The following is a 25,375-nucleotide window of genomic DNA, read 5'->3' as shown; positions in this document are numbered from 1 at the left end:
GTCTAAAGAATGAAAATGACGATTTGCCTGCGCGAGAGGTAGGACCCCACTTGCAGGACAGAGTTTAGACACAGGTCGGGAAGAGGCTTTCAGCCGCCGGACTTCTTGGCCTTGTACCCGAGCTTGATCAGCTCGGCCAACAGCAACTCGACGTGATCGCCCTGGATCTCGATGACGCCGTCTTTCAACGCGCCACCGGTGCCACAACGCTTTTTCAGCGTGGTGGCGAGTTCTTTCAGGGCATCCTCGGCCAACGGCACGCCGGTGATGGTGGTCACCGTCTTGCCGCCACGGCCCTTGCTCTCGCGTCGCACGCGGGCAATACCGTCGCCTTCAGGGATCAGGGTCTGTTTGCAGGTGCACGAATCCACGGGCTGACGACAGTCCGGGCAGTGTCGACCTGCGTCGGTGGAAAATACCAGGCCACCAAGGGCGGCGAAGGATGCGGCTTTTTTGGCCACCGGCAATCCTCTTGGGAGGACAAAGACAGATCGGTGCCCGCAACGGGACTACCGACCGCGAAGCCCCACTCAGGCAGGGGCAGCGCTACCGAACCGCCCCACTCCTAATAGCAGGAAGGCTCGGGTGAAAAGTCGCGCAGTGTAACGGCAAAAAGCCGACTTGCTAAGGGCCAAATCGCGCCAATTTATGCAAGTTTAGCGACGCAGGGCCAGATAGCGACGCAGGCCCTCCTGGGCGTCCGGGCAATAGGGCTTTTGTTCAGCTTCCTGAAGGATAACGTCGAGGGGCAGAAAGTGCGCTTCCATGACCTCTTCGGGCTGCAAACGCAGCGCCCCGTCCCACACGGCAGAGTAGGACTTGCACCAGAGCCGGCTGTCGCCGTCGGCGAAATAGAAGTGATCATGCTCGACCAGTGCTACCCCGGCCACACCGAGTTCTTCTTCCAGCTCGCGGGCCGCCGAATCGGCGTAGCTCTCCCCCGCCGCGACCATCCCACCCGCCGCCGTATCCCAGAAACCGGGGTACAAGGCTTTGCTCAGGGTGCGTCGATGCACACACAGCTCGCCCTTGGAGTTGAACAGGAAGATAAAGGTGCAACGGCCGATAAGACCGCGCTGGCGCAGGTCGGACCTGACCAGGTGACCGAGGAGCCTGTCCTCTTCGTCAACCCAGCAGATCAGTTCAGCATCAGAGGCCGCACGGTGTGCGGCCTCGTTTTGAGTAGCGTCCATCATCAACCCTGGTTGAGGAGCTGACGCAAGTCGATCACTGCAGCGTTGGCCCGGGAAATGTAGTTGGCCATCACCAGCGAATGGTTCGCCAGTACGCCGAAGCCACTGCCGTTAAGAATCATAGGACTCCAGACCGGTTCCTGCGAGGCTTCCAGCTCACGGATGATCTGGCGCACGCTGACCGTGGCGTTTTTCTTGGCCAGTACATCGGCAAAGTCGACCTCGATGGCGCGCAGCAGGTGGGACAGCGCCCAGGCCTGGCCACGGGCTTCATAGAACACGTTGTCGATCTGCATCCATGGGGTTTCCACCACTTCTTCATCGACCTGCGGCACTTCACCCGGCGCCAGGGCTTCGGTTTTCAGCGCGGTGTTCAGTTTCACCCGGCCGACGCTGGCCGACAGGCGCTGCGACAGCGAACCCAGGCGGGTCGCCACGTCACCCAGCCAGTTGTTCAGGTTGTCGGCACGTGCATAGAACAAGGCGCCGCGCTGGTTCGGGTCGGACAGGCGCGCTTCATAGCGGCTCAGGGAATTGATGCCTTCCTGGTACTCGGACTCGCTGGAAGGCAGCACCCAGCTCTTGTTGTCGAAGTTGAAGCGCGGTTCGGCCTTGGCCAGGTCCGCGTCTTCGGCCGACTGCGACTGGGAACGCGCGAAATCTTTGCGCAGGGCGCGGGTCAGGTCACGCACCTGGACCAGCACGCCGTATTCCCAGCTGGGCATGTTGTCCATCCACAGGCCAGGCGGGAAACGGTCGTTGGAGATATAGCCACCGGGCTTGTCCAGCAAAGTGCCGACCACGGTCTTGAGGGTTTCGACGGTGGTATAGCCCACCACCATCTGCTTGCCTTCCTTCTCGGCGGCAATCTGCGCATTTTGCTGGACCGGGAACAGCGCCGGCTCTGCGCTCCAATACCACCCCAGGGCACCCGTGACCAACAGGTACAAGCCCAGCAGGCTGAGCACGGCGCGGCTCATCAGCAGGCTGCGAAAGTAGCTGCGGTTGGCCGACTTGGGTTCGGGGGCGGGGCCTTTGGTACTGTCTGCGCGGTTTTTCCAGTCCAGCATGGCGGGATCCTTTCAATCACTTGAGTTCATGCACGTCTATTGTCCGGGTGCGTTCAAACACTCCGACCACAACCCTACCCCATCGTGCCCGTCAGCGCGGGGCTTTTAAACGAAAGTGGCGCATACGGGGCGTTCGACTATAAAGGATGCACGCTTTTTACGCTGCGCGACCGATGAGTCGAAAATTGAATGCGTAAGTCTCGCAGTTAATTGACGTATGACACTCATGCAACAGAAAAGAGGTGCTAGCATAGAGCCATCAGTTCGACCTCAGCATGCAGCCTTACTAGTAGTCAGGATATGACCGAGCCAGAAGACCCCAGCCGTGAGCGTCTCAAGCACCATTTTGCCCAGCGGGTAATTCATCAGGCACGTCAAATTCTTGAGATCTGGCAGCGCCTGCAACGCAGTGAATGGTCCAACGCTGACCTCTCCGAACTCAGCGAAGCCAACCTGCGCCTGCAGCGTTTTGCCGAGCGCTTCGAGCAGCCGGAGCACGGCCAGTTGGCGCGGCATATCGGCGAATCGCTCAAGCAAGTCGACGAAAACCGTGGCCGCCTCAGCAGCCACCTGATCACCGAACTCAATCGCCTGATGCAGCGCCTGTCGCGCACCGGGCTGCGCCAGGGCGACCAGCTCGAACAAACCTTCCTGCCACCGATGCGCAAGCCGATCTACGTGATGCTCGCCGATCACGACCGCGCCGAGCGCCTGGCCAAGCAGCTGGAATTTTTTGGCATGAGCGCGCAGTCCCTGGACAGCGTGCCGGCGTTCCGAGCGTCGATGGCCGAGCGCTTGCCGTCGGCCATCGTCATGGACGTGGACTTTTGCGGCGCCGGCCTGGGCCTCAAGCTGGCCGCCGAAGCCCAGGAAGGCCTGGAGCAAAAACTGCCACTGCTTTTTTTCAGCCTGCACGAAACCGACACCCCGACCCGTCTCGCCGCCGTGCGCGCCGGTGGCCAGGAGTTCCTCACCGGCACCCTGGAAGCCTCCAGCCTGCTGGAGAAGATCGAAGTGCTCACCTGCGTCGCCCAGTACGAGCCGTATAAAGTGCTGATCATCGACGACTCGCGCGCCCAGGCCCTGCACACCGAACGCCTGCTCAACAGTGCCGGCATCGTCACCCGCACCTTGATCGAGCCGATCCAGGCCATGGCCGAGCTGGCGGACTTCCAGCCCGACCTGATCATCCTCGACATGTACATGCCCGCCTGCACCGGCACCGAACTGGCCAAGGTGATCCGCCATAACGACCGCTATGTCAGCGTGCCGATCATCTACCTGTCGGCTGAAGATGACCTGGACAAACAGCTGGACGCGATGAGCGAGGGCGGCGACGACTTCCTGACCAAGCCGATCAAGCCGCGCCACCTGATCACCACCGTGCGCAACCGCGCCGCCCGCGCCCGCCACCTCAAGGCGCGCATGGTGCGCGACAGCCTGACCGGCCTGTACAACCACACCCACATCCTGCAATTGCTCGAAGACTGCAGCTTCCGTGCGCGCCGCGAGAACAAGCCGCTGAGCTTTGCCATGCTCGACATTGACCACTTCAAGCGGGTCAACGACAGCCACGGCCACCCCATGGGCGACCGCGTGATCAAGAGCCTGGCGCTGTTTCTCAAGCAGCGCCTGCGCAAGACGGACTACATCGGGCGCTACGGCGGCGAGGAATTCGCCATCGTGATGCCCGACACCGACCTGGAATCGGCCTGCAAGGTGCTGGACGAAATCCGTGGGCGCTTTGCCGAAATTCACTACCCGGCCCAGCCGCAGGACTTGTGGTGCACCTTCAGCGCAGGGGTTGTGGAGCTGTGCGACGGTTCCGACAGCCTGATGATGGCGGCCCAGGCCGACGAGGCGCTGTACCGCGCGAAGAACGCCGGACGCAACCGAGTACAAGCGGCGCGCACATCAAAGCAAAGTGCCACCTTTTCACCGGAATCCACTGATTCCGTCATAACCTTGTAATGAAAGCGCAATAACTTCAGGTACTTACCTTTTGCTGTCGGTTGAAATCCCGCATGCGCCTGAAGCTGCTGACCAATCTCAATACCCTTCTGCTCGTGGCTGTGTGCCTGGCGCTCGGTGCGACACTCTGGTGGTCGCAGCGGGCACTGGAGCGTCCGTATTTGCTGATGGAACGCTACCTGGGCCTGTCCCAGACCTTCCAGAACCAGGCCGCGCGCAATATCGACGACTACCTCGCCAGCGGCGACGCCCTGCGTTTGAGCAGCGCCAGCCAGAGCCTGGAAAACCTGCTGCAACATCTGGATGAACTGCCTGCCGACCTCGCGCAAAATCTGCGCCCGAGCCTTGTGGACCTGGACGCCTTCAGCAAGACCGACCTGCTCGCTGCCGGCAAGCTGGCCGGCGACCCGCAAGCCCTGCTGCTGCAAGCCGAGCGCGAATTGGGCGCAAACCTGGAGCAACTGAGCCAATACGCCATCGGCGTGAATTCCCCCCAGGCCGCGCGCTACCTGCCGCCGCTGCTGGCCGCGTCGCAACACCTGGGCAAACTGTCCCTGGCCCGCGACAAGCTGGTGAGCAGCGGCCGTGCGGAACTCGCCGATGATGTGGAGCGCGAAGTCGGCAACATCCGCAGCCAGGCGGACCTGCTGGAACAGCTGCCGCTGCTGGGCGTGACGGCCAGCGCCGAATCCAGCGCCGACGACTTCTCCGCCCTGATGGGCCTGGAAAACAGCGAAAAAACCGAAGCCCAGGACACCGGCGTCGACCTCAAGCGCGAACTCAACAGCCTGCTGACCCGCTACCCCGCCGAACTCAAGCGCACTCGCGAGCAGATCCAGCAGCGGGCCGACCTGGCCAACGCCACTCACCTGAAAATCAACGCCGTGCAACAAGCCATCGCCAGCCTGGAGCCGGTGGTGCGCGCGCAGCACGGCAAGATCCAGGGCGAAGTGCGGGTGATGCAAGGCGTGATGATCGGTCTGATCCTGCTGATCGCATTGCTGATCGACACCCTGCAACGCCGCTTGGCGCGAGTCCTGACCAACCTGGCACCGGCCCTGTCGACCTGGGCCGAAGGCGACTTCAGCCAGTCGATTGCCTTGGGCAAGACCAACCGCGAACTGCACGACATTGAAGCGTCGCTGAACCGCCTGCGCGCCTATTTGGTGGCGTTGGTCGGCACCATTCGCGGCAATGCCGAGGAAGTCGCCGGCAGCAGCCGTGCATTGGCCGAACTGAGCAGCGGCCTGCATGACGGCGCCGAGCGCCAGGCCGGCGACACCGCGCAGATCCGCGACTCCCTGGGCGAACTCGAAGCGACCATTCAACAAGTCGCCGGCGACGCCAGCCAGGCCGCGGGGGCCAGCCGCAGCGCCGGTGACGCGGTGGAACAGGGCCAACGGGTGATCGGCCTGAGCCTGACCGGGCTACATGCGCTGGTGGGTGAAGTGCAGCAAAATGCGCAAATGATCGAGAAACTCGCTGAAGAGTCCGCGACCATCGGCGGCGTGCTGACGGTGATCCGCTCGATCGCCGACCAGACCAACCTGCTCGCGCTCAACGCGGCGATTGAGGCCGCCCGGGCCGGTGAAGCCGGACGCGGGTTTGCCGTGGTCGCCGACGAAGTGCGCTCCCTGGCGCAGCGCACCGCCGGCGCCACCGCCGAAATCCAGACCCTGATCGCCGGCCTGCAAGCCGCTGCGCACCAATCGGTGCAAGGCATGCGCGCCCAGGTCGAACACGCCGAAGCCACCGCCCAGCAGGCCCAGGCGGCCGACGGTGCACTGGATGAAATCGTCGGGGCGATCCAGACCATTTCCGCCACAGCAGTGCGCATTGCCGATGTGACCGCACAGCAGAGCAGCGCGGTCAGCGAAATCCGTGACAACAGCGAGCGGATTCACCAATTGGGTGAGGACAATTTGCTGCGCATCGGCCAGGGCCGCAGCCAGGGCGAGCATCTGCTGGTGCTCGGCGGGCAGCTCAACACCGCTGTCCAGGCGTTCCGCGTTTAACCCGGTCTCAGCCTGGATGCCGCTCCCACACTGACCGGATCCAGGCTCGCGGTCACAAATTTTGCGCTATCCTCGCTAATCGTGCTGCCTACTGCATAGAACTGGACAGTCACAAAGGCTTTGCGGCATAGTCGCCGGGTTCTGCCGTACCCACATCAATAACAAGGAACAGCCGATGGCGACCTTTCTGGTTCTACACGGACCCAACCTGAACCTGCTCGGCACCCGCGAACCGGGCGTCTACGGGGCAGTCACCCTGGAACAGATCAACCTCGATCTGGAACGCAGGGCCCGTGAAGCCGGCCACCATCTGCTCTACCTGCAAAGCAATGCCGAGTATGAATTGATTGATCGCATCCATGCCGCGCGCGGCGAAGGCGTGGACTTTATCCTGATCAATCCCGCCGCTTTTACGCATACAAGTGTTGCATTACGTGACGCGCTGCTGGCGGTGAGCATCCCATTCATCGAAGTGCATTTGTCCAACGTGCACAAACGCGAAGCTTTCCGCCATCACTCTTACTTCTCCGACGTAGCGGTAGGAGTGATCTGCGGCCTTGGCGCCAGCGGTTACCGACTGGCCCTGGAGGCCGCCCTGGAACACATTGAACAACCGGCCAAGCGCCCCTGACCGACCCTTGGGAGTTGATGATTCATGGATATCCGTAAAGTTAAGAAACTGATCGAGCTGCTGGAAGAGTCCGGCATCGACGAGCTGGAAATCAAGGAAGGCGAAGAGTCCGTACGGATCAGCCGCCACAGCAAGACCCCGGCCCAACAGTTCTACGCACCGCAAATGCAAGCACCGGCTCCTGCCGCCGCTCCTGCTGCTGCTGCTGCGCCAGCCGCTGCCGCCGCTCCTGCAGCGCCAGCCGCTCCAGTGCTGAACGGTTTCGTGGTCAAGTCGCCAATGGTCGGTACTTTCTACCGCACCCCGGCGCCAACCTCGCCAGCCTTCGTTGAAGTGGGCCAGACCGTGAAAGTGGGCGACACCATCTGCATCGTTGAAGCGATGAAGATGATGAACCACATCACCGCTGAAAAAGCCGGCGTCATCGAATCCATCCTGGTAGAAAACGGTCAGCCGGTTGAGTACGACCAGCCGCTGTTCACCATCGTTTGAACCGCGGAGCGCCTTCGATGTTGAAACCTGCGAAGAAACTGCAAAAAGTCCTGATCGCCAACCGCGGCGAGATCGCGCTGCGTATCCTGCGCGCCTGTAAGGAAGAGGGCATCAAGACCGTCGCTGTTTACTCGACGGCCGATACCGAATTGATGCACGTGAAACTGGCGGACGAAAGCATCTGCATCGGCCCGCCACTGGCCACGAACTCGTACCTGAAAGTCTCGAACATCATCGCGGCCGCGGAAGTGACCGGCGCTGATGGCATCCACCCTGGCTACGGCTTCCTCGCGGAAAACGCCGACTTCGCCGAACAGGTGGAAAAATCCGGGTTTGCCTTCATCGGCCCGAAAGCCGAAACCATTCGCCTGATGGGTGACAAGGTTTCGGCCAAGGACGCCATGATCGCGGCCGGCGTGCCAACCGTTCCAGGTTCCGACGGCCCGCTGCCGGAAGACGAGGAAACCGCCCTGCGCATTGGTCGCGAAGTCGGCTACCCGGTGATCATCAAGGCCGCCGGTGGCGGTGGTGGTCGCGGCATGCGCGTGGTGCACAAGGAAGAAGACCTGATCGAAGCGGCCAAGCAAACCCGCTCCGAAGCCGGTGCCTGGTTTGGCAACCCGATGGTCTACCTGGAAAAGTACCTGACCAACCCACGTCACGTGGAAGTGCAAGTACTCTCCGACGGCCAAGGCCACGCCATCCACCTGGGCGACCGCGATTGCTCGCTGCAACGTCGTCACCAGAAGGTCCTGGAAGAAGCACCGGCACCGGGCCTGGACGAAAAAGCGCGTCAGGAAGTACTGGCTCGTTGCGTCAAGGCGTGCATCGACATCAACTACCGTGGCGCCGGTACCTTTGAGTTCCTCTACGAGAACGGCCGTTTCTACTTCATCGAGATGAACACTCGCGTGCAAGTAGAGCACCCGGTTTCGGAGATGGTCACCGGTATCGACATCGTCAAGGAGATGCTGAGCATCGCCGCCGGCAACCCGCTGTCCTTCACCCAGGACGACGTGAAGATGCACGGCCACTCCCTGGAGTGCCGCATCAACGCCGAAGACCCGAAAACCTTTATCCCAAGCCCTGGCCTGGTCAAGCATTTCCACGCGCCCGGCGGCAACGGCGTACGTGTGGATTCGCACCTGTACAGCGGCTACAAGGTTCCGTCCAACTACGACTCGCTGATCGGCAAGCTGATCACCTGGGGCGCGACCCGCGACGAGGCCATGGCCCGCATGCGCAATGCCCTGGACGAGATCGTGGTTGACGGCATCAAGACCAACATCCCGTTGCACCGGGACCTGGTCCGCGATGAAGGCTTCTGCGAAGGTGGTGTGAACATTCACTACCTGGAACACAAGCTGGCCAACCAGTAAGCGCTCCACCAGACAAAGCCGCCTTCGGGCGGTTTTGTTGTTTCTGGCCCCCGGATTTTACTGGCGGGATACATTCCCCCTGTGGGAGCGGGCTTGCTCGCGAATGCGGTGCATCAGCCAAGATATTATCCACTGACCCACCGCATTCGCGAGCAAGCCCGCTCCCACATTTGTTATGTGTACACCCCTCCCGCCGCTCGCGTAAACTTGCGCCCTTTCGCGACCCACCCGTCGCACATTCAATTTTTTCAAAGGTGCCCGCCATGCCTTGGCTGCAAGTCCGTCTCGCCATCAGCCCAGAACAAGCCGAAACCTATGAAGACGCGTTCCTCGAAGTCGGCGCCGTTTCGGTCACCTTCATGGACGCCGAAGACCAGCCGATCTTCGAACCCGAACTCAACACCACCCCGCTGTGGTCGCACACCCATCTGCTCGCCCTGTTCGAAGACGGCACCGATGCCGCCAGCGTGCTGGCCCATATGGAACTGCTCACCGGCGCACCGCTGCCGGAGCATCACAGCGAAGTCATCGAAGACCAGGACTGGGAACGCAGCTGGATGGACAACTTCCAGCCGATGCGTTTCGGCCAGCGCCTGTGGATCGTACCGAGCTGGCACGCCGCGCCAGAACCTGACGCCGTGAACCTGCTGCTGGACCCGGGCCTCGCATTCGGCACCGGCACCCACCCCACCACTGCACTGTGCCTGGAATGGCTGGACGGCCAGGACCTGCACGACTGCAATGTGCTGGACTTCGGCTGCGGCTCGGGGATTCTGGCGATCGCTGCCCTGTTGCTGGGCGCCAAGGAGGCCGTCGGCACCGATATCGACGTGCAAGCCCTGGAAGCCTCCCGCGACAACGCCGGGCGCAACAACATCGCTGAAGGCAAATTCCCCCTCTACCTGCCGGAGCAATTGCCCCAGGTGCAGGCCGACGTACTGGTCGCCAATATCCTCGCCGGTCCGCTGGTGTCGCTGGCGCCGCAGCTGTCGAGCCTGGTCAGGCCCGGTGGCCGCCTGGCCCTGTCGGGCATCCTGGCCGAGCAAGGTGAAGATGTTGCCGCCGCCTATGCCCAGGATTTCGAGCTGGACCCCATCGCCAACCGTGATGGCTGGGTACGCATCAGCGGCCGTCGGCGCTAGAATGAGCGCTTGCCTGAATCGGATGGCCGCATGACCGACAGTTTCGTCACCCAGTGCCCGCATTGCCAATCGCGTTTTCGCGTCAACCACGCTCAATTGAGTGTGGCCCGCGGCGTGGTGCGTTGCGGCTCGTGCCTGCAAGTGTTCAACGCGGTGCGCCAGTTGCTGGAGCAGCGCGCAGCCGCGGCCGCCTCGCAAGCCGAGCAACCGGCCAGCGTCGAGCCGCCCCCAGCGGCCCCGCGCGCCATCAGCCAGAAGCAATGGAGCGCCGAAGAGCTGGACCTGGACAACCTGGACCTGGACCAGGAACTGGCCAAGCTGGAACGCCGCGAGATTCAGCACACCCAGCCGCTGGGTGCGGATCGCCGCCAACCCGGCAGCGATCGTCGGCAAAAAGACGAACCTCTCAGCGCCAGCCGCGACACCATCAAGGCCGAGGAAGAAAAGTGGGCCGCCAGCCTGTTCAGCGAACCGCCGCAAGAACGCCTGCCGGCTGAAGAAGACGAAGACGACGCCGAACCGACGAACGCACCTGCGACCAAGCAGCGCACCGAACCGTCCATGTCGTTCCACACCGACGACCTGGATGAAGAACCGCCACTGCGCGCGCCGCCGGACGAGGACGACATCGACCCGCCGTTCACGCCACTGACCCATGCCGCCGGCCAGCCGGAAGCCGAAGAACGTCTCGGCACCCGCCGCAAGCGCCCGCGCACCGAAGCCGGCGTGCACGACGATGTGCTTCAGGACCTGGAAGACGACCCGCTGCACCTCTACGCGCAAAAACGCCCGGCCAGCCTGGGCAGCCGCCTGATCTGGATCTTGCTGGTGCTGATCGCCGCCGGCGGCCTCGCCGCCCAGTACATCGCCTACCAGTTCGACGACCTGGCCCGCCAGGACGCCTACCGCCCGTGGTTCCAGCAACTGTGCCCGACACTCGGCTGCACCGTGCCATCACGGGTCGACATCGCCCACATCAAGAGCAGCAACCTGGTGGTGCGCAGCCACCCAGAGTTCGCCGGGGCGCTGGTGGTCGATGCCATCATCTATAACCGCGCGACCTTCTCCCAGCCCTTCCCCTTGCTGGAACTGCGCTTTGCCGACCTCAACGGCAACCTGATCGCCAGTCGTCGCTTCAAACCCGCCGAATACCTCAGCGGCGAATTGGCCGGTGTCAGCGAAATGCCTTCGCAGACGCCGATCCACATCTCCCTGGACATCCTCGACCCGGGCAACAAAGCCGTGAATTACAGCCTGAGCTTCCACTCGCCCGAGTGAATCGGCCTATGCATTGAGGTTTGACGGCGGATTCTTGACTGGACCCCGCGCATCCAAACCGGCGGCGATAAACAAATAACTGTTCAGATTTTATCCAATTCAGCCTTTATCCAGTCATCGAGAGCGGGTATCATGCCAACCCTTTTTCGAACTCTAATGATCCGGCCCCACAACAGGGAAGTCCTATGTCGGCGGTACGCATCGGCCCATATACATTGCACAACGGTTTGATTCTCGCCCCGATGGCGGGCGTCACCGACCAGCCCTTTCGTCAGCTGTGCAAGCGTTTGGGCGCGGGTCTAGTAGTCTCGGAAATGGTCACCAGCGACATGAGCTTGTGGAACACCCGCAAATCGCGGATGCGCATGATCCACGAAGGTGATCCCGAGCCCCGCTCGGTACAGATCGCCGGTGGGGATGCACAGATGCTGGCGGATGCGGCCCGGGCCAACGTGGAGTTGGGGGCGCAGATCATCGACATCAACATGGGCTGCCCGGCCAAGAAGGTCTGCAACAAGGCCGCCGGTTCCGCGCTGTTGAAAGATGAGCAGTTGGTTGCCGAGATCCTGCAGGCCGTTGTCGCCGCAGTCGAGGTGCCGGTGACGCTGAAGATCCGTACCGGTTGGGACCGGGAGAACAAGAACGGCCTGACGGTGGCGAAAATCGCCGAACAGGCAGGAATTACAGCGCTGGCGGTGCATGGCCGCACCCGCGCCGACCTTTACACAGGTGAAGCCGAGTACGACACCATTGCCGCGATCAAGCAGGCGGTGTCGATACCGGTATTTGCCAATGGCGACATCGATTCAGCCGAGAAAGCCCGGCGCGTGTTGCACGCCACTGGCGCCGACGGCTTGTTGATTGGCCGGGCTGCCCAGGGGCGGCCCTGGATTTTCCGTGAGATCGACCATTTTCTGCGTACCGGCGAAGTCTTGCCGGCACCGGAGCTGATCGAGGTGGAACGTATTCTGCTAGAGCATCTGGCCGCCCTGCACGCCTTCTACGGAGACGTGATGGGAGTACGCATTGCTCGCAAGCATGTCGGCTGGTATCTCGCAACCCTGCCGGGCGCCAGGGAGTTTCGCGCCCACTTCAATCGTTTGGATGATACGGAAGCACAGTGCGCCAACGTTCGTGAGTTCTTCGGCGAGCGTTACAAGAGCCTGGGGACAGGGGACGGAGAGGGGGTGGCCGCATGACGATGATGACCGAGACTTTAGTGAGTGGAACGACACCCGTGAGCGACAACGTCAATTTGAAACAGCACCTGAACACGCCGAGCGAAGAAGGCCAGACCCTTCGCGGGAGTGTCGAGAAGGCGCTGCACAATTATTTCGCCCACCTTGAGGGCGCATCCGTCACGGACGTGTACAACCTGGTGCTCTCCGAAGTCGAAGCGCCCTTGCTCGAAAGCGTGATGAACTACGTCAAGGGCAACCAGACCAAAGCCAGTGAGCTGCTCGGCCTCAACCGTGGCACCTTGCGCAAAAAGCTCAAGCAGTACGATTTGTTGTAAGCATTCAATCAAACCAGAAAGGCGCCCGCGTAAAAAACGGTCGCCTTTTTTGCTGACTCCTTTGCTTTTGATGGAAATTGAAATGACCGACCAGACTACCCGCCTGCCGATCCGCCGCGCCTTGATCAGCGTTTCCGACAAGACCGGCATCCTCGAATTTGCCCGGGAGCTGGAAGCCCTGGGCGTGGAAATCCTCTCCACGGGCGGGACCTTCAAACTGCTGCAGGACAACGGCGTGGCCGCAGTAGAAGTTGCGGACTACACCGGTTTCGCAGAAATGATGGACGGTCGGGTCAAGACCCTGCACCCGAAAATCCACGGCGGCATCCTTGGCCGTCGCGGCACCGACGACGCCATCATGGCCGAGCACGGCATCAAGCCGATCGACCTGGTAGCCGTCAACCTGTACCCGTTCGAAGCCACCATCAACAAGCCAGGCTGCGACCTGCCGACCGCCATCGAAAACATCGATATCGGCGGCCCGACCATGGTGCGTTCGGCGGCCAAGAACCACAAAGACGTGGCCATCGTGGTCAACGCCAGCGACTACAGCCAAGTGCTCGAAAGCCTGAAAGCCGGTGGCCTGACCTACGCCCAGCGTTTCGACCTGATGCTCAAGGCGTTCGAACACACGGCAGCCTACGACGGCATGATCGCCAACTACATGGGCACGGTTGACCAGGCCGCTGAAACTCTGTCGACCGAAGGCCGCAGCCAATTCCCGCGCACCTTCAACAGCCAGTTCATCAAGGCCCAGGAAATGCGCTACGGCGAGAACCCGCACCAGAGCGCGGCGTTCTACGTGGAAGCCAAGCCTGCCGAAGTCGGCATCGCCACCGCGACCCAGCTACAAGGCAAGGAACTGTCCTACAACAACGTGGCCGATACCGACGCCGCGCTGGAATGTGTGAAGAGCTTCGTCAAGCCCGCCTGCGTGATCGTCAAGCACGCCAACCCGTGCGGCGTGGCCGTGAGCCCGGACGCTGAAGGCGGTATCCGCCAGGCCTACGAACTGGCCTACGCCACCGACACCGAATCGGCATTTGGCGGCATCATCGCCTTCAACCGTGAACTGGATGCCGAGACCGCCAAGGCGATCGTCGAGCGTCAGTTCGTGGAAGTGATCATCGCCCCAAGCGTCAGCGATGAGGCCCGCGCCATCGTGGCGGCCAAAGCCAACGTGCGCCTGCTGGCCTGCGGCGAGTGGTCGGCTGACCGCGCTGCGGCCTGGGACTACAAGCGCGTCAACGGCGGCCTGCTGGTACAGAGCCGCGACATCGGCATGATCGGCAGCGACGACCTGAAAGTCGTGACCAAGCGCGCGCCAACCGAGCAAGAGATCAACGACCTGATCTTCGCCTGGAAAGTGGCCAAGTACGTCAAGTCCAACGCCATCGTCTACGCCAAGAACCGCCAGACCATCGGTGTCGGCGCCGGCCAGATGAGCCGCGTGAACTCGGCGCGTATCGCTGCGATCAAGGCTGAACACGCTGGTTTGCAGGTGGTCGGTTCGGTGATGGCATCCGACGCGTTCTTCCCGTTCCGTGACGGCCTGGACAACGCCGCGAAAGCGGGCGTCACCGCCGTGATTCAACCCGGTGGCTCGATGCGCGATGCCGAAGTGATCGCTGCGGCTGATGAAGCCGGCATCGCCATGGTCTTTACCGGCATGCGCCACTTCCGTCACTGATCCAACTCGATAGAGATGTGAGAGCGGGCTTGTGTGGGAGCGGGCTTGCTCGCGAATGCGGTGTATCAGCTACATATCCTGCGACTGACACACTGCTTTCGCGAGCAAGCCCGCTCCCACATTTAAAGGCGCTTCTGCAGCGTCCACAGAATTTGAGGTTTTTGAAATGAATGTTTTGATCATTGGCAGCGGTGGCCGTGAACACGCCCTGGCCTGGAAAGTAGCCCAGGACCCACGCGTCCAGAAGGTTTTCGTCGCCCCCGGCAACGCCGGCACCGCCATTGAAGCCAAGTGCGAAAACGTCGCTATCGACGTGCTGGCCCTTGGGCAACTGGCCGATTTTGCTGAAAAGAACGTGTCCCTGACCATCGTTGGTCCGGAAGTCCCTCTGGTTGCCGGCGTCGTGGACCTGTTCCGCAGCCGTGGCCTGGACTGCTTCGGCCCTACCGCCGGTGCAGCCCAGCTGGAAGGCTCCAAGGCGTTCACCAAGGACTTCCTGGCACGCCACAAGATCCCGACCGCCGACTACCAGAACTTCACCGAGATCGAGCCGGCCCTGGCTTACCTGCGTGAAAAAGGCGCACCGATCGTGATCAAGGCCGACGGCCTGGCCGCCGGTAAAGGCGTGATCGTCGCCATGACCCTGCAAGAAGCCGAAGACGCCGTGCGCGACATGCTCGCCGGCAACGCGTTCGGCGACGCCGGTTCCCGCGTGGTGATCGAAGAGTTCCTCGACGGCGAAGAAGCCAGCTTCATCGTGATGGTCGACGGCAAGAACGTGCTGCCGATGGCCACCAGCCAGGACCACAAGCGCGTCGGCGACGGCGACAGCGGCCCGAACACCGGCGGCATGGGTGCTTACTCCCCGGCCCCGGTGGTGACCGCCGACGTGCACCAGCGCGTGATGGACCTGGTCATCTGGCCAACCGTGCGCGGCATGGCCGCCGAAGGCAACGTGTACACCGGCTTCCTGTATGCCGGCCTGATGATCGACAAGGCCGGCAACCCGAAAGTCATCGAGTTCAACTGCCGCTTTGGCGACCCGGAAACCCAACCAGTGATGCTGCGCCTGCAGTCGAGCCTGGTGTTGCTGGTAGAAGCCGCCCTCGCCCAGGCCCTGGACAAGGTTGAAGCACAGTGGGACCCACGCCCAAGCGTCGGTGTCGTACTGGCCGCCGGCGGTTACCCTGCCGACTACGCCAAGGGCGATGTGATTGAAGGCCTGGACGCAGCTGCTACGCTGGAGGGCAAGGTGTTTCATGCGGGCACCGCGCTCAAGGATGGCAAGGTTGTAACCGCAGGTGGCCGCGTGCTGTGTGCCACCGCAATGGGTGCCAGTGTCGACGCCGCGCAACAACAGGCGTACAAGCTGGCCGCGAAGATCGACTGGAAAGGCTGCTTCTACCGCAAGGACATCGGCTATCGCGCGATTGCCCGTGAACGTGGCGAGAGCAACTGAGTCGTAGCTATCCGTTCGGTTAGGCAAGGGCCCGCGGCCCTTGCCGTACACATGTCGCCCCGCGCATAGTTAACCCGTGCATCAACCTACGAAGGGATTTCGCCGTGCGCTGGCTCAGGATCGCCATAGGTTTCACAGTCAGTCTGCTGACACTGCTCTGCTTGTTCCCGGCCCAGGCCGCGGCGCAAGGCAGTGGTTGGGCAGTATTGCTTGATGAACAGGCCGACCTGCAACTGAGCGACATCCGTTCAGCCCGCTACACCAATCAATTCAGCCCCATCGAACTCGACCGGATCACGGCTGCGCCGCCCGACGGTGCGTTGTGGGTACGCTTCAAGCTGCAACCCGGCGCGCACGAACAAGTGCTGCGGGTGTTTGCCCCGGACCTGTCCCACCTGAGCCTCTACGTACTGGACGGCGACACCCTGGTGGAACAACAGAGCACCGGTACGCGCCAGCCCCAGGCCGAGCGCCCACTGCCCAGCAGCGATTTCATGCTGGCGATGCCCCAGAGCCAGAAAACCCTCGATGTGTACCTGCGCATGGTCTCGGAACACGAGCTGCGCCCGTACATCACCCTGGAGGCGGCCGTCCTCGTCGCCGCCAACCAGACCCAGACGCTGATCTACGGCCTGTTGTTCGGCTGCCTGCTGATGCTGATCCTGCACAACCTCACGCGCTTTGCCTACCACCGCTCGCGCAGCAGCCTGTGGCTGGCCGCCTGCGAAGTGCTGTTGATGCTGAGCCTGGCGTTGCTGCTCAATGTGGTCGGCCCCTGGCTGCCAAACTGGCACGCGATCCAGACACCTGGCGCCTACCTCGCCCTGCTGCTCACCGCGCCGTGCGGGCTGATGTTTGCCTACCGCTTCTTCATGCCGCTGGGCCCGCACCCGCTGAACAAGCTGCTGATGGCCGACATCCTGTTTATCGTGCTGTGCGGCCTGCTGCTGTTATTCGTCAACACCCTGCCACTGAACATCATCACCTACGCCCTGGTCGCCCTCGCCGGGCTGAGCATGCTGTTTGTCTCGGCCTATCACTGGCAGAAAGGCTACCGCCCGGCGCGCCTGTTCGTGGCGGCGATGGTGGTATTCAACACGGGCACGCTGATCATCCTGCCCGCCCTGCTCGGCCTCACGCTGCTGGCGCCGCAAGGCTTGATCATCACCCTGCTCGCCTTTATCTGCATCAGCGGCTTGTTGATGAGCCTTGCGCTGGGTGAACGCCAGCGCGCCATTGTCGAAACCCGCTTCAGCCTCAGCCGCGACCTTGCTGCGAGCAACGCCGAAATCGCGGCCAAGGCCGAGTTCCTGGCGAAGATCAGCCACGAAATCCGTACCCCCATGAACGGCGTGCTGGGCATGACCGAGCTGTTGCTGGGCACGCCGTTGTCGGTGAAACAGCGGGACTACGTACAGACCATCCACAGCGCCGGCAACGAACTGCTCACGCTGATCAACGAGATCCTCGACATCTCCAAGCTCGAATCCGGGCAGATCGAACTGGACGACGTGCAGTTCGACCTCAACGCATTGATCGACGACTGCCTGAGCATCTTCCGCGCCAAGGCCGAACAACAGAACGTCGAGCTGATCAGCTTTATCCAGCCTCAGGTGCCACGCGTCATCAGTGGCGACCCGACCCGCCTGCGCCAGGCGCTGTTGAGCCTGCTGGAAAACGCCCTGCAAAAGACCGATGAAGGCGAAGTGCTGATCGTCGTCGCCCTCGATGAACGCAGCACCAAGCCGCGCCTGCGCATCGCCGTGCAAGACAGCGGCCTGCCGATGGAAGCGGCCGAACGCGACGCGCTGCTGCACAGCGAACTGCACAGCAAGAATTTCCTCTCGGCCACCCGCTTGAGCGGCCACCTGGGCCTGGTCATCGCCCGACAACTGATCCTGTTGATGAACGGCGAGTTCGGCATCAAGAGCGGCAGCCACCAGGGCAGCACCCTGTGGCTGACCCTGCCGCTGGACCCGGAACGCCTGGAACACCCGACGTCCGACCTAGACGGCCCGCTCAAGGGCGCGCGCGTTCTGGTGGTGGACGACAACGACACCTGCCGCAAAGTGCTGGTGCAGCAATGCACGGCCTGGGGCCTCAACGTCAGCGCCGTACCTTCGGGCAAGGAAGCCCTGGCGCTGCTGCGCACCAAGGCGCACCTGCGCGACTACTTCGACGTGGTCCTGCTGGACCAGAACATGCCCGGCATGACCGGCATGCAACTGGCGGCGAAGATCAAGGAAGACCCGAGCCTGAACCACGACATCCTGCTGATCATGCTCACCGGCATCAGCAATGCGCCGAGCAAAATCATCGCGCGCAATTGCGGGATCAAGCGCATCCTCGCCAAGCCAGTGGCGGGCTACACCCTCAAGACCACCCTGGCCGACGAACTGACCCAACGCAGCAAAGGCACCGTGCAATCACGCCCGACGCCAAGTGCACCGGCCGCCGTGACCGTGCCCGCCGACTTCCGCATCCTGGTGGCCGAAGACAACAGCATCTCCACCAAAGTGATCCGCGGCATGCTCGGCAAACTCAACCTCAACCCGGACACCGCCAGCAACGGCGAAGAAGCCCTGGAAGCGATGAAAGCCCAGCGTTATGACTTGGTGTTGATGGACTGCGAAATGCCGATCCTCGATGGCTTCTCGGCGACCCAGCAACTGCGCGCGTGGGAAGTGAGCCACCAGCGCATCCGCACGCCGGTGGTGGCGCTGACCGCACACATCCTCTCCGAACACAAAGAGCGCGCGCGCCAGGCCGGGATGGACGGGCACATGGCCAAGCCGGTGGAACTGTCGCAGTTGCGCGAGTTGGTGGAGTACTGGGTTGCACAGCGCCAGCAACGCCCAGAACACGCCCCCTCCTGACCTGCAATGCAGTTCCCCTGTGGGAGACCCCATGGTGGAGGGGCAACATCTTCACCAGCAGTGCCGCCGCCTTCGCAGCCTCGCTAAAGCTCGACAACTCCCACAGGAGATTGGCAGTGTCTGGGCGATCTCCAGCCGAACACTCACTACCCATCAACACCAATCACCTGTGGGAGCGGGCTTGCCCGCGAATGCGGTGGTTCAGCCAACACCTCTGCCAACAGTACCGCCGCCTTCGCAGCCTCGCTAAAGCTCGACAACTCCCACAGGGGATTGGCAGTGTCTGGGCGATCTCCAGCCGAACACTCACTACCCATCAACACCAATCACCTGTGGGAGCGGGCTTGCCCGCGAATGCGGTTGTTCAGCCAACACCTCTGCTAACAGTACCGCCGCCTTCGCAGCCTCGCTAAAGCTCGACAACTCCCACAGGGGATTGGCAGTGTCTGGGCGATCTCCAGCCGAACACTCACTACCCATCAACACCAATCACCTGTGGGAGCGGGCTTGCCCGCGAATGCGGTGGTTCAGCCAGCACCTCTGCCAACAGTACCGCCGCCTTCGCAGCCTCGCTAAAGCTCGACAACTCCCACAGGGAGTTGGCAGTGTCTGGGGGATCTCCAGCCGAGCGCTGACAGCCCAGCAAGCCCGCTCCCACATTTGATCTCTGGCGCCTGATAGACTCGACACACTTCTCTCATCGCGAGCCACTCACATGCTCCACGTGTTATTCAGCGTCTACCTGAAAATGCTGGTGCTCTACAGCCCCTTCTTCGTGCTGTCCTGCTTTATCAGCCTGACCCGTGGTTACTCCAGCAAGGAGCGCCGACGCCTGGCGTGGAAGGTCGCGCTGGCGACCCTGGTGTCGAGCGTGTTGCTCTACCTGTTCGGCCGTGTGATTTTCAGTGTGTTCGGGATCACCGTGGATGCGTTCCGCATCGGCGCCGGCAGTGTGCTGTTCATCTCGGCCCTGGGCATGGCCCAAGGCAAGTCGGCGGTGCAGACCGACAACGTGCAGCAGGACGTCACCATCGTGCCGCTGACCATTCCCCTGACCGTCGGCCCCGGCACCATCGGTGCGCTGCTGGTGATGGGCGTCAGCCAGCCGCACTGGGACGACAAACTCACCGCCATCCTCAGCATCGCCCTGGCCAGCCTCACGGTGGGCGTGGTGCTCTACCTGTCCAACCGCATCGAGCGGATTCTGGGCGACCAGGGTTTGCAGATTGTCAGCCGCTTGATGGGCCTGTTCGTCTGCGCCCTGGCCGCGCAAATCATCTTTACCGGGGTACGCGGCTACCTGGTGCCTTAGATCCGGTACTTGGCGATTGCCAGCTGCACCTTGTCACCCGCGCTCTCGCGCATCAGTTGGATGGTTTTTTCGTTGACCACCGAGGTATTCAGCACCAGGCACGTCTGCCCGCTGAAGGCCTCGAACGAGGAACTGTCCCACTCCAGGAACGGTAGGCCGACCTGCTTGCTCACGCCGAGGGTGCTGTAGGTCACCAGCACCATCGTCACTTCGCCATCGGTTTGCGCACAGGAGGCCAGGCCGAAATCCCCCCCTTGCTGCATGGTGCTGTTGCGCTTGAACAGCTCGAACGACGCTGGCGCCTGTTTCAAGGCCTCCAGCGCATCCGCCGCCAACTTAGGCAACGCCGCGAAAGCCGGCCCGACCAGTGACGTCGAGGCCAACATCGCCGCGATCATATTCAATGCCGCCAGTTGCACCGTCAGGCCCTTGCCGCTGCTGGAAACCCGCTCAAAGCTGCTACGCAACGGTAGCCAGCCCAGGCTGATCATCACCTTGATAAATTCGTCGTACCAGCCCTCGGTGCCGCGCTGGACCTTCAACACATCGCTGACGTAACTGCTGGCCAGCAAATAGCTTTTGCGGATGTACTCACGATTCAACGCCGACATGCCCTCGACGAACGAAATCACGCCGTTGTTCACCACCGCCGCATTGCAGTCATCCGCCATATCCACCGGCAGCGCGGCATTCAATCCCGAAGCCCCCGGCAGCTTGTAGGCGGCGATCAATTTACGCCTCTTGGTACTGTTGATCCTTCTTTTTTGATGTCGCTCCATTTCCAGTTCTCCACAAACACCCCACATGGGGCTTACCTGCACACTAGTCCAGCGGCTGGCGGGCTTGCCAGGCGACAAACATGCCTTGGCCGGGCGTGTCAGCCCCCAGCGTCCAGCAACCGCGCGGGCCTTGCGGATTTCAGCACGCAAAAAAAGAAAAAGCCCCGGACAACCGCAGGTAAATCCCTGGGTCATTCGGAGCTTTCGGGCAGCCACGAGGCTGTTTTCAGGAGAGGGGTTTTTCGCCGTACCAGCGTGGCGTGTACACCCACTCACCACCACCGGCGCGCGGGAACGCGCAGGTGGTGGACGAGCCGATCAACACCATGGTGCGCATGTCCACTTGCTCGGGCGTGAGCTGCCCCAGGGTGGTGACGCGCAAGGTCTGGCCCGGTCGACCGATGTCGCGGCCCAGCACCACCGGGGTTTGCGGCGTGCGGTGCAGCGCGACGATTTGCAGGGCACGCCCCAGTTGCCACGGCCGCGAGCGCGAGATCGGGTTGTAGAACGCCAGGGCAAGATCGGCCTGGGACGCGAGGTCCAGGCGCTTTTCGATGATTGCCCAAGGCTTGAGGTTGTCCGACAGCGACATCACGCAGAAGTCGTGCCCCAACGGCGCACCCGCCTGGGCGGCGGTGGCCAGCGAAGCCGAGACGCCCGGCAGGATCTGCAGGTCGACCTGATGCCACGCCGGATCGCTGGACTCGTGCAGCGCCTCGATCACCGCCGCCGCCATGGCGAACACGCCCGGGTCGCCGGACGACACCACCACCACCGAACGGCCTTGCGCGGCCAGCTCGAACGCGTGGCGCGCGCGCTGCATTTCTTCGCGGTTATCGGTGCAGTGCTGCACCTGGTCGTCACGGAACGGCCCGGCCATGCGCACGTAGGTTTCGTAACCCAGCACATCGGTGCAGCGTGCCAATTCGGCCTTCACCGCCGGCACCATCAATTCGGCCGCGCCAGGCCCCAGGCCGATCACGGCCAGACGCCCGCGCACACGCCCTACCTGGGACAGGTCCAACGGCTGCTCGGCAACGGTGATCACGATGTCGGCGTCCTGGCTGACGCAGGCAAAACGCAGCGGCACCCCCAGTGTCGCCGCGGCTTCATGCAACGACGCCTCGGCCATCTGCGTATCACTGGCCAACAGGCACGCCAGGGATTGCACGGCGATGCCCGCCTCACGCAACGCCGTGCGCACACGCTCGGCCAGTTGCGCGCCGGGCTTGCAGGTCACGCTGACGTTCTTCGGATAGATCAGCAGTTCGTTGGCCGCAGGCGTGCGCTCGGCACTGCCCACGTGAATCGCCAACTGCGCCTGCTGGTCCTGGCGCAGGTTGGCTTGATCCAACCACGGCGCCGCGCCTTCAATGCGCACGCTTGCGCCCGCCAGCAGGTCCGAGACAAAGCGCTTGCCCAGCTCCAGGTCGGCCAGCTCATAACCACTTGGAGGATTGAGCAGGCAGGTGCCGAAACGCAACTCGCCGCTGGTAGTGATCGCCGCAGCCACGTTCAACGCTGCCGCGATGTCCCGCGCCATGACGTTCACACCGCCCAGGCCACCGAGCAGCGGCACCACGGCGCTGCCGTCTTCGGCCACGGCCAGCACGGCGGGCTCTTCGCCTTTTTCCAGCAGCAGCGGCGCCAGGGTGCGGATCACGATACCGGCGGCACACAGCGCAATCAGCGGCGTGCCTTGTTGGTACAAGTGCCGCAGGGTCGCGCCGAACTCGCTGTAGGTCTGGTCCGCGCCTTCAACCCGTGCGGCCAAGCCGTGGATCAATGCGCCCGGGTAAACCTGCTGAATCTTGCGCGCAGTGGCCAGGCTGCCCTGGCCCAGAATGACAATCGCCGGCGTCATCAACCTTGCCACCGTTCACCGGGCACGATGATCAGCGAAAAGTACGGCGACGACGACGGGTCCACCTGATCCAGCGCCACGATCTTCTGATTCGCCATGGTGGCGCGTTCCACATACAACGCGCGCCCGGCCAGGCCGAGCTCTTCCAGCACCTGGCGCACCTTGGGGAAGTTGCGGCCCAGCTTCATGATCACCGCCGCGTCGGCATCGGCCAGGCGGCGCTTGAGATCGTCATGGGGCAACACGCCGGAAAGCACCGACAGGCTCTGGTTGCGATACACCAGCGGCGCGCCCAGCACCGAGGCGCCACCGAGCATCGAGCACACGCCAGGAATCACTTGGGCTTCATAACGTTCGGCCAGGCGGTCGTGCAGGTACATGTAGGAGCCATAGAAGAACGGATCGCCTTCACAGATCACCGCCACATCGCGGCCGGCGTCCAGGTGCGCGGCCACATCGACACTGGCCGCGTCGTAGAAATCGCTGATCACTTGCTCGTATGACATCGGCGCCGGCAAGGCTTCGGTGGTCACCGGGTACACCAGCGGCATCAGGGTCTGCTGCGCCACCAAGTGATCCTCGATGATGCCGAACGCGTTGCCCTTCTTGCCCTTGGCCACGAAGTACGCCACCACCGGCGACTCACGCAGCAGGCGCAGGGCCTTGAGGGTGATCAGTTCCGGGTCGCCGGGGCCTACGCCCAGGCCGATCAACCGTCCGCGAGCCTGCATTATTCGACCTCCGTGGCCAGGGCATTCACCGCGGCGGCAGCCATGGCACTGCCGCCCAGGCGGCCCTGCATGATCACGAACGGCACGCCACGGCTATCGGCGGCGAGCATCGCCTTGGATTCGGCGGCGCCGACAAAGCCCACCGGGAAGCCGAGGATCAGTGCCGGTTTCGGTGCGCCGGCATCCAGCATTTCCAGCAGGTAGAACAACGCGGTCGGCGCGTTGCCGATCACCACCACGCTGCCTTCCAGGTGCGGGCGCCACAGTTCCAGCGCCGCAGCGGAACGCGTGTTGCCCAGCTCCCGCGCCAGCTCCGGCACACTGTCGTCGCGCAAGGTGCAGATCACCGCGTTGTTGGCCGGCAGGCGCGTACGGGTCACGCCTTCGGAGACCATCCGCGCATCGCACAGAATCGGCGCGCCGGCCGCCAGCGCATCGCGCCCGGCCTTGCCCGCACCTTCGGAGAATTGCAGGCCGTCGATGGCGTCGACCATGCCGCAGGCATGAATCACCCGCACCGCGAGTTTCTCCAGGTCGGCCGGGATGCGCTCCAACTTGGCTTCCGCGCGAATAATGGCGAAGGAGTTGCGATAGATCTCCTGACCGTCGCGGATGTAATCAATCATCGGTGTTGCTCCGTGGGCGGGCGCGCAGCAAGGCACCCGTCGCTTCAATAGAAAGGGCGTGCGCGTGCAGCCGGCCGAAACCCGGGTGGGCTGCATCGCGAAAATAGAGGTCGTAGTGGCCGGGGCTTACCGCCAGCAAGGTCACCGGCGCGATGTGCGCGGCGGCGCAGGAACGCGGGCAGCCGGACAAGTGCACACCGTGCCCCGGGTCCAGGGCGGCGAGTCGCACGGCGTCGGCCTTGGTATCGGCCAGGGCCTTGGCGCAACCGCTGGAGCCGGTGCAGGCGGTCATGTGCGCCAGGGGCTGGTCGACTGAGCAGAGGAAGCCCAGTTGCGCCAGGCGTTCGGTCACGGCATGGGGTTTTTCGACGCCGGGCAGCAGCACGCCTTGCCAAGGGGTGAAGCGCAAGGTGCCGTCGCCGTGCTCGCTGGCCAGTTGCGCGACGCCTTTGAGCATCGTCGAATCCAGGCGCCCCAAGGGCGCGATGGCAGCGACATAGAACTGATTTTTTTGCACCTGTGGATAAGTCCCCAGGTGCAATAACGCGCCGCTGGGCGGGCGTTTGAAGCCATCCGCTGGCAGCAGCGGCAGGCTGAGGTGGCTCAATAACTTATCCACAGCCAGATGGCGCATGCGGGTTTGCGCCGGGGTCGCCAGGTCGAGAAAGGCTTCCAGCACCGCCACCACCAGCGCATGGCCCTGCTCCAGCGGCACGGCGGCCACCGGCGCATCGAGCCCCGGGCAACCGGCCAGGCCGAACGCGAGGAGCGTCTGGCCATCGCGCACGAACGCCGACAGCCACAGGTCATGATGATGTTCGAGCATCGCCAGGTCCTCGCCGCCATCCAGTTGCACGGCGAACTTGGCCGACAACTCGTGGAAACGCGGGTGGCTTTGCAGGGTGTTCAGGATCTGCCCGGCCAGCGGGCGCGTGTCGAACAGCATCTGCGGGTCGATCCCGGCGCTGGGGCTGAGCATCAGGTTGCGCACGTCGTCGCCAGCGGCGTTGTTGGGGCCGAGGTCGGCGGCCAACAGCATCGCGATCAAGGCCCCCTCTTCGGTGCCGATCCCGCGGATCTGCAGGTTGGCGCGATTGGTCGCCTCGATCACCCCGCCTGCATAGGTCTGGGCGGCTTCCGCCACCGCATGGGCCTGGGCGGCGGTGATCGAACCGCCGGCCAGTTTGATCCGGCAAATACCGCCATCCAACGCCTGGACGATACGCAGCAACCCCGGACAAGCCGAGGGGCGCAAGGTATTCACAGCGGGCGTTGGTTTCACGGGGCTTCCGGTTGACGGGTAAAGGCGCGGTATTATGCCTGCTTTGTCCGGCAGCATGAAAAGCCTGCC

21 protein-coding genes are annotated in these 25,375 nt (G+C 63.0%); 13 read left to right on the top strand and 8 right to left on the bottom strand.

What is annotated here, in order from left to right:
• Nucleotides 1-89: 89 nt before the first annotated feature.
• The 3 genes from PSH81_RS03165 to PSH81_RS03155 form a co-directional block, all read right to left on the bottom strand.
• The gene (locus PSH81_RS03165) at nucleotides 90-461 is read right to left on the bottom strand and encodes a translation initiation factor Sui1 (protein ID WP_005784408.1); all 372 of its coding nucleotides are present in this window, start codon (nucleotides 459-461) and stop codon (nucleotides 90-92) included.
• A 195-nt stretch (nucleotides 462-656) separates the two neighbouring features.
• Nucleotides 657-1,193 (bottom strand): NUDIX hydrolase, encoded by a 537-nt coding sequence (locus PSH81_RS03160; RefSeq protein ID WP_226455674.1) that lies wholly within the window; start codon nucleotides 1,191-1,193, stop codon nucleotides 657-659.
• A gap of 2 nt (nucleotides 1,194-1,195) precedes the next feature.
• The gene (locus tag PSH81_RS03155) at nucleotides 1,196-2,263 is read right to left on the bottom strand and encodes a DUF2333 family protein (protein ID WP_192300187.1); all 1,068 of its coding nucleotides are present in this window, start codon (nucleotides 2,261-2,263) and stop codon (nucleotides 1,196-1,198) included.
• A gap of 300 nt (nucleotides 2,264-2,563) precedes the next feature.
• Here PSH81_RS03155 and PSH81_RS03150 point away from each other — a divergent pair, with 300 nt between their 5' ends.
• The 13 genes from PSH81_RS03150 (at nucleotide 2,564) to PSH81_RS03090 (ending at nucleotide 20,024) form a co-directional block, all read left to right on the top strand.
• Complete coding sequence (locus tag PSH81_RS03150) at nucleotides 2,564-4,234, top strand: PleD family two-component system response regulator (protein ID WP_192300188.1); 1,671 nt, start codon at nucleotides 2,564-2,566, stop codon at nucleotides 4,232-4,234.
• Nucleotides 4,235-4,287: 53 nt separating this feature from the next.
• The gene (locus PSH81_RS03145; protein WP_226455673.1) at nucleotides 4,288-6,249 is read left to right on the top strand and encodes a methyl-accepting chemotaxis protein; all 1,962 of its coding nucleotides are present in this window, start codon (nucleotides 4,288-4,290) and stop codon (nucleotides 6,247-6,249) included.
• Between the two features lie 175 nt (nucleotides 6,250-6,424).
• Nucleotides 6,425-6,880: a type II 3-dehydroquinate dehydratase gene (gene aroQ / locus PSH81_RS03140; protein WP_017738538.1), complete on the top strand. Its 456-nt coding sequence runs from the start codon at nucleotides 6,425-6,427 to the stop codon at nucleotides 6,878-6,880.
• Between the two features lie 24 nt (nucleotides 6,881-6,904).
• Nucleotides 6,905-7,372 carry an acetyl-CoA carboxylase biotin carboxyl carrier protein gene (gene accB / locus PSH81_RS03135; RefSeq protein ID WP_305391995.1) on the top strand — a complete coding sequence of 156 codons (468 nt, stop codon included), beginning with the start codon at nucleotides 6,905-6,907 and terminating at the stop codon, nucleotides 7,370-7,372.
• 17 nt (nucleotides 7,373-7,389) lie between these two features.
• Nucleotides 7,390-8,751 (top strand): acetyl-CoA carboxylase biotin carboxylase subunit, encoded by a 1,362-nt coding sequence (gene accC / locus PSH81_RS03130; RefSeq protein ID WP_010213490.1) that lies wholly within the window; start codon nucleotides 7,390-7,392, stop codon nucleotides 8,749-8,751.
• A 263-nt stretch (nucleotides 8,752-9,014) separates the two neighbouring features.
• A complete protein-coding gene (gene prmA, locus PSH81_RS03125) occupies nucleotides 9,015-9,893 on the top strand; it encodes a 50S ribosomal protein L11 methyltransferase (protein WP_226455671.1) in 879 nt (292 codons plus the stop codon).
• 30 nt (nucleotides 9,894-9,923) lie between these two features.
• A complete protein-coding gene (locus PSH81_RS03120) occupies nucleotides 9,924-11,171 on the top strand; it encodes a DUF3426 domain-containing protein (protein ID WP_305391994.1) in 1,248 nt (415 codons plus the stop codon).
• A gap of 185 nt (nucleotides 11,172-11,356) precedes the next feature.
• Nucleotides 11,357-12,370: a tRNA dihydrouridine synthase DusB gene (dusB, locus tag PSH81_RS03115; RefSeq protein ID WP_192300193.1), complete on the top strand. Its 1,014-nt coding sequence runs from the start codon at nucleotides 11,357-11,359 to the stop codon at nucleotides 12,368-12,370.
• Nucleotides 12,367-12,687: a DNA-binding transcriptional regulator Fis gene (gene fis / locus PSH81_RS03110; RefSeq protein WP_002555375.1), complete on the top strand. Its 321-nt coding sequence runs from the start codon at nucleotides 12,367-12,369 to the stop codon at nucleotides 12,685-12,687. Before dusB ends, fis begins: the two co-directional genes overlap by 4 nt.
• 82 nt (nucleotides 12,688-12,769) lie before the next feature.
• Nucleotides 12,770-14,377, top strand: a complete 1,608-nt coding sequence (gene purH, locus PSH81_RS03105) for a bifunctional phosphoribosylaminoimidazolecarboxamide formyltransferase/IMP cyclohydrolase (RefSeq protein WP_192300194.1) — start codon at nucleotides 12,770-12,772, stop codon at nucleotides 14,375-14,377.
• Nucleotides 14,378-14,543: 166 nt separating this feature from the next.
• On the top strand, nucleotides 14,544-15,836 hold the full coding sequence (gene purD / locus PSH81_RS03100) for a phosphoribosylamine--glycine ligase (RefSeq protein WP_305391993.1): 1,293 nt from the start codon (nucleotides 14,544-14,546) through the stop codon (nucleotides 15,834-15,836).
• Between the two features lie 104 nt (nucleotides 15,837-15,940).
• Nucleotides 15,941-18,712, top strand: a complete 2,772-nt coding sequence (locus tag PSH81_RS03095; RefSeq protein ID WP_226455667.1) for a hybrid sensor histidine kinase/response regulator — start codon at nucleotides 15,941-15,943, stop codon at nucleotides 18,710-18,712.
• A gap of 715 nt (nucleotides 18,713-19,427) precedes the next feature.
• Nucleotides 19,428-20,024, top strand: coding sequence for a MarC family protein (locus tag PSH81_RS03090; RefSeq protein WP_003171467.1), 597 nt, complete (start codon nucleotides 19,428-19,430; stop codon nucleotides 20,022-20,024).
• Here PSH81_RS03090 and PSH81_RS03085 read toward each other — a convergent pair.
• From PSH81_RS03085 to cobG, 5 genes are all read right to left on the bottom strand, one after another.
• Nucleotides 20,021-20,803 carry a hypothetical protein gene (locus tag PSH81_RS03085; RefSeq protein ID WP_226455666.1) on the bottom strand — a complete coding sequence of 261 codons (783 nt, stop codon included), beginning with the start codon at nucleotides 20,801-20,803 and terminating at the stop codon, nucleotides 20,021-20,023. The two genes, PSH81_RS03090 and PSH81_RS03085, sit on opposite strands and share 4 nt — an antisense overlap.
• A 226-nt stretch (nucleotides 20,804-21,029) precedes the next feature.
• The gene (cobJ, locus tag PSH81_RS03080) at nucleotides 21,030-22,667 is read right to left on the bottom strand and encodes a precorrin-3B C(17)-methyltransferase (protein ID WP_305391992.1); all 1,638 of its coding nucleotides are present in this window, start codon (nucleotides 22,665-22,667) and stop codon (nucleotides 21,030-21,032) included.
• A complete protein-coding gene (locus PSH81_RS03075; RefSeq protein WP_226455664.1) occupies nucleotides 22,667-23,398 on the bottom strand; it encodes a precorrin-2 C(20)-methyltransferase in 732 nt (243 codons plus the stop codon). Before PSH81_RS03075 ends, cobJ begins: the two co-directional genes overlap by 1 nt.
• Complete coding sequence (locus tag PSH81_RS03070) at nucleotides 23,398-24,024, bottom strand: precorrin-8X methylmutase (RefSeq protein WP_226455663.1); 627 nt, start codon at nucleotides 24,022-24,024, stop codon at nucleotides 23,398-23,400. Before PSH81_RS03070 ends, PSH81_RS03075 begins: the two co-directional genes overlap by 1 nt.
• A complete protein-coding gene (gene cobG, locus PSH81_RS03065; protein WP_226455662.1) occupies nucleotides 24,017-25,363 on the bottom strand; it encodes a precorrin-3B synthase in 1,347 nt (448 codons plus the stop codon). Before cobG ends, PSH81_RS03070 begins: the two co-directional genes overlap by 8 nt.
• Between the last annotated feature and the right edge of the window lie 12 nt (nucleotides 25,364-25,375).

It is taken from the genome of Pseudomonas sp. FP2335, assembly GCF_030687535.1.
Lineage (GTDB): Bacteria > Pseudomonadota > Gammaproteobacteria > Pseudomonadales > Pseudomonadaceae > Aquipseudomonas.
This window is presented reverse-complemented; position numbering and strand designations above follow the sequence as displayed.

What these genes read in the sequence shown, in the direction of transcription:
- PSH81_RS03070 (WP_226455663.1), bottom strand. Translation starts at nt 24,024, where the DNA reads ATGATTGATTACATCCGCGACGGTCAGGAGATCTATCGCAACTCCTTC.
- accC (WP_010213490.1), top strand. Translation starts at nt 7,390, where the DNA reads ATGTTGAAACCTGCGAAGAAACTGCAAAAAGTCCTGATCGCCAACCGC.
- PSH81_RS03085 (WP_226455666.1), bottom strand. Translation starts at nt 20,803, where the DNA reads ATGGAGCGACATCAAAAAAGAAGGATCAACAGTACCAAGAGGCGTAAA.
- cobG (WP_226455662.1), bottom strand. Translation starts at nt 25,363, where the DNA reads ATGCTGCCGGACAAAGCAGGCATAATACCGCGCCTTTACCCGTCAACC.
- purH (WP_192300194.1), top strand. Translation starts at nt 12,770, where the DNA reads ATGACCGACCAGACTACCCGCCTGCCGATCCGCCGCGCCTTGATCAGC.
- fis (WP_002555375.1), top strand. Translation starts at nt 12,367, where the DNA reads ATGACGATGATGACCGAGACTTTAGTGAGTGGAACGACACCCGTGAGC.
- PSH81_RS03160 (WP_226455674.1), bottom strand. Translation starts at nt 1,193, where the DNA reads ATGGACGCTACTCAAAACGAGGCCGCACACCGTGCGGCCTCTGATGCT.
- purD (WP_305391993.1), top strand. Translation starts at nt 14,544, where the DNA reads ATGAATGTTTTGATCATTGGCAGCGGTGGCCGTGAACACGCCCTGGCC.
- cobJ (WP_305391992.1), bottom strand. Translation starts at nt 22,667, where the DNA reads ATGACGCCGGCGATTGTCATTCTGGGCCAGGGCAGCCTGGCCACTGCG.
- PSH81_RS03155 (WP_192300187.1), bottom strand. Translation starts at nt 2,263, where the DNA reads ATGCTGGACTGGAAAAACCGCGCAGACAGTACCAAAGGCCCCGCCCCC.
- dusB (WP_192300193.1), top strand. Translation starts at nt 11,357, where the DNA reads ATGTCGGCGGTACGCATCGGCCCATATACATTGCACAACGGTTTGATT.
- PSH81_RS03075 (WP_226455664.1), bottom strand. Translation starts at nt 23,398, where the DNA reads ATGCAGGCTCGCGGACGGTTGATCGGCCTGGGCGTAGGCCCCGGCGAC.
- PSH81_RS03090 (WP_003171467.1), top strand. Translation starts at nt 19,428, where the DNA reads ATGCTCCACGTGTTATTCAGCGTCTACCTGAAAATGCTGGTGCTCTAC.
- accB (WP_305391995.1), top strand. Translation starts at nt 6,905, where the DNA reads ATGGATATCCGTAAAGTTAAGAAACTGATCGAGCTGCTGGAAGAGTCC.
- PSH81_RS03150 (WP_192300188.1), top strand. Translation starts at nt 2,564, where the DNA reads ATGACCGAGCCAGAAGACCCCAGCCGTGAGCGTCTCAAGCACCATTTT.
- aroQ (WP_017738538.1), top strand. Translation starts at nt 6,425, where the DNA reads ATGGCGACCTTTCTGGTTCTACACGGACCCAACCTGAACCTGCTCGGC.
- PSH81_RS03120 (WP_305391994.1), top strand. Translation starts at nt 9,924, where the DNA reads ATGACCGACAGTTTCGTCACCCAGTGCCCGCATTGCCAATCGCGTTTT.
- prmA (WP_226455671.1), top strand. Translation starts at nt 9,015, where the DNA reads ATGCCTTGGCTGCAAGTCCGTCTCGCCATCAGCCCAGAACAAGCCGAA.
- PSH81_RS03145 (WP_226455673.1), top strand. Translation starts at nt 4,288, where the DNA reads ATGCGCCTGAAGCTGCTGACCAATCTCAATACCCTTCTGCTCGTGGCT.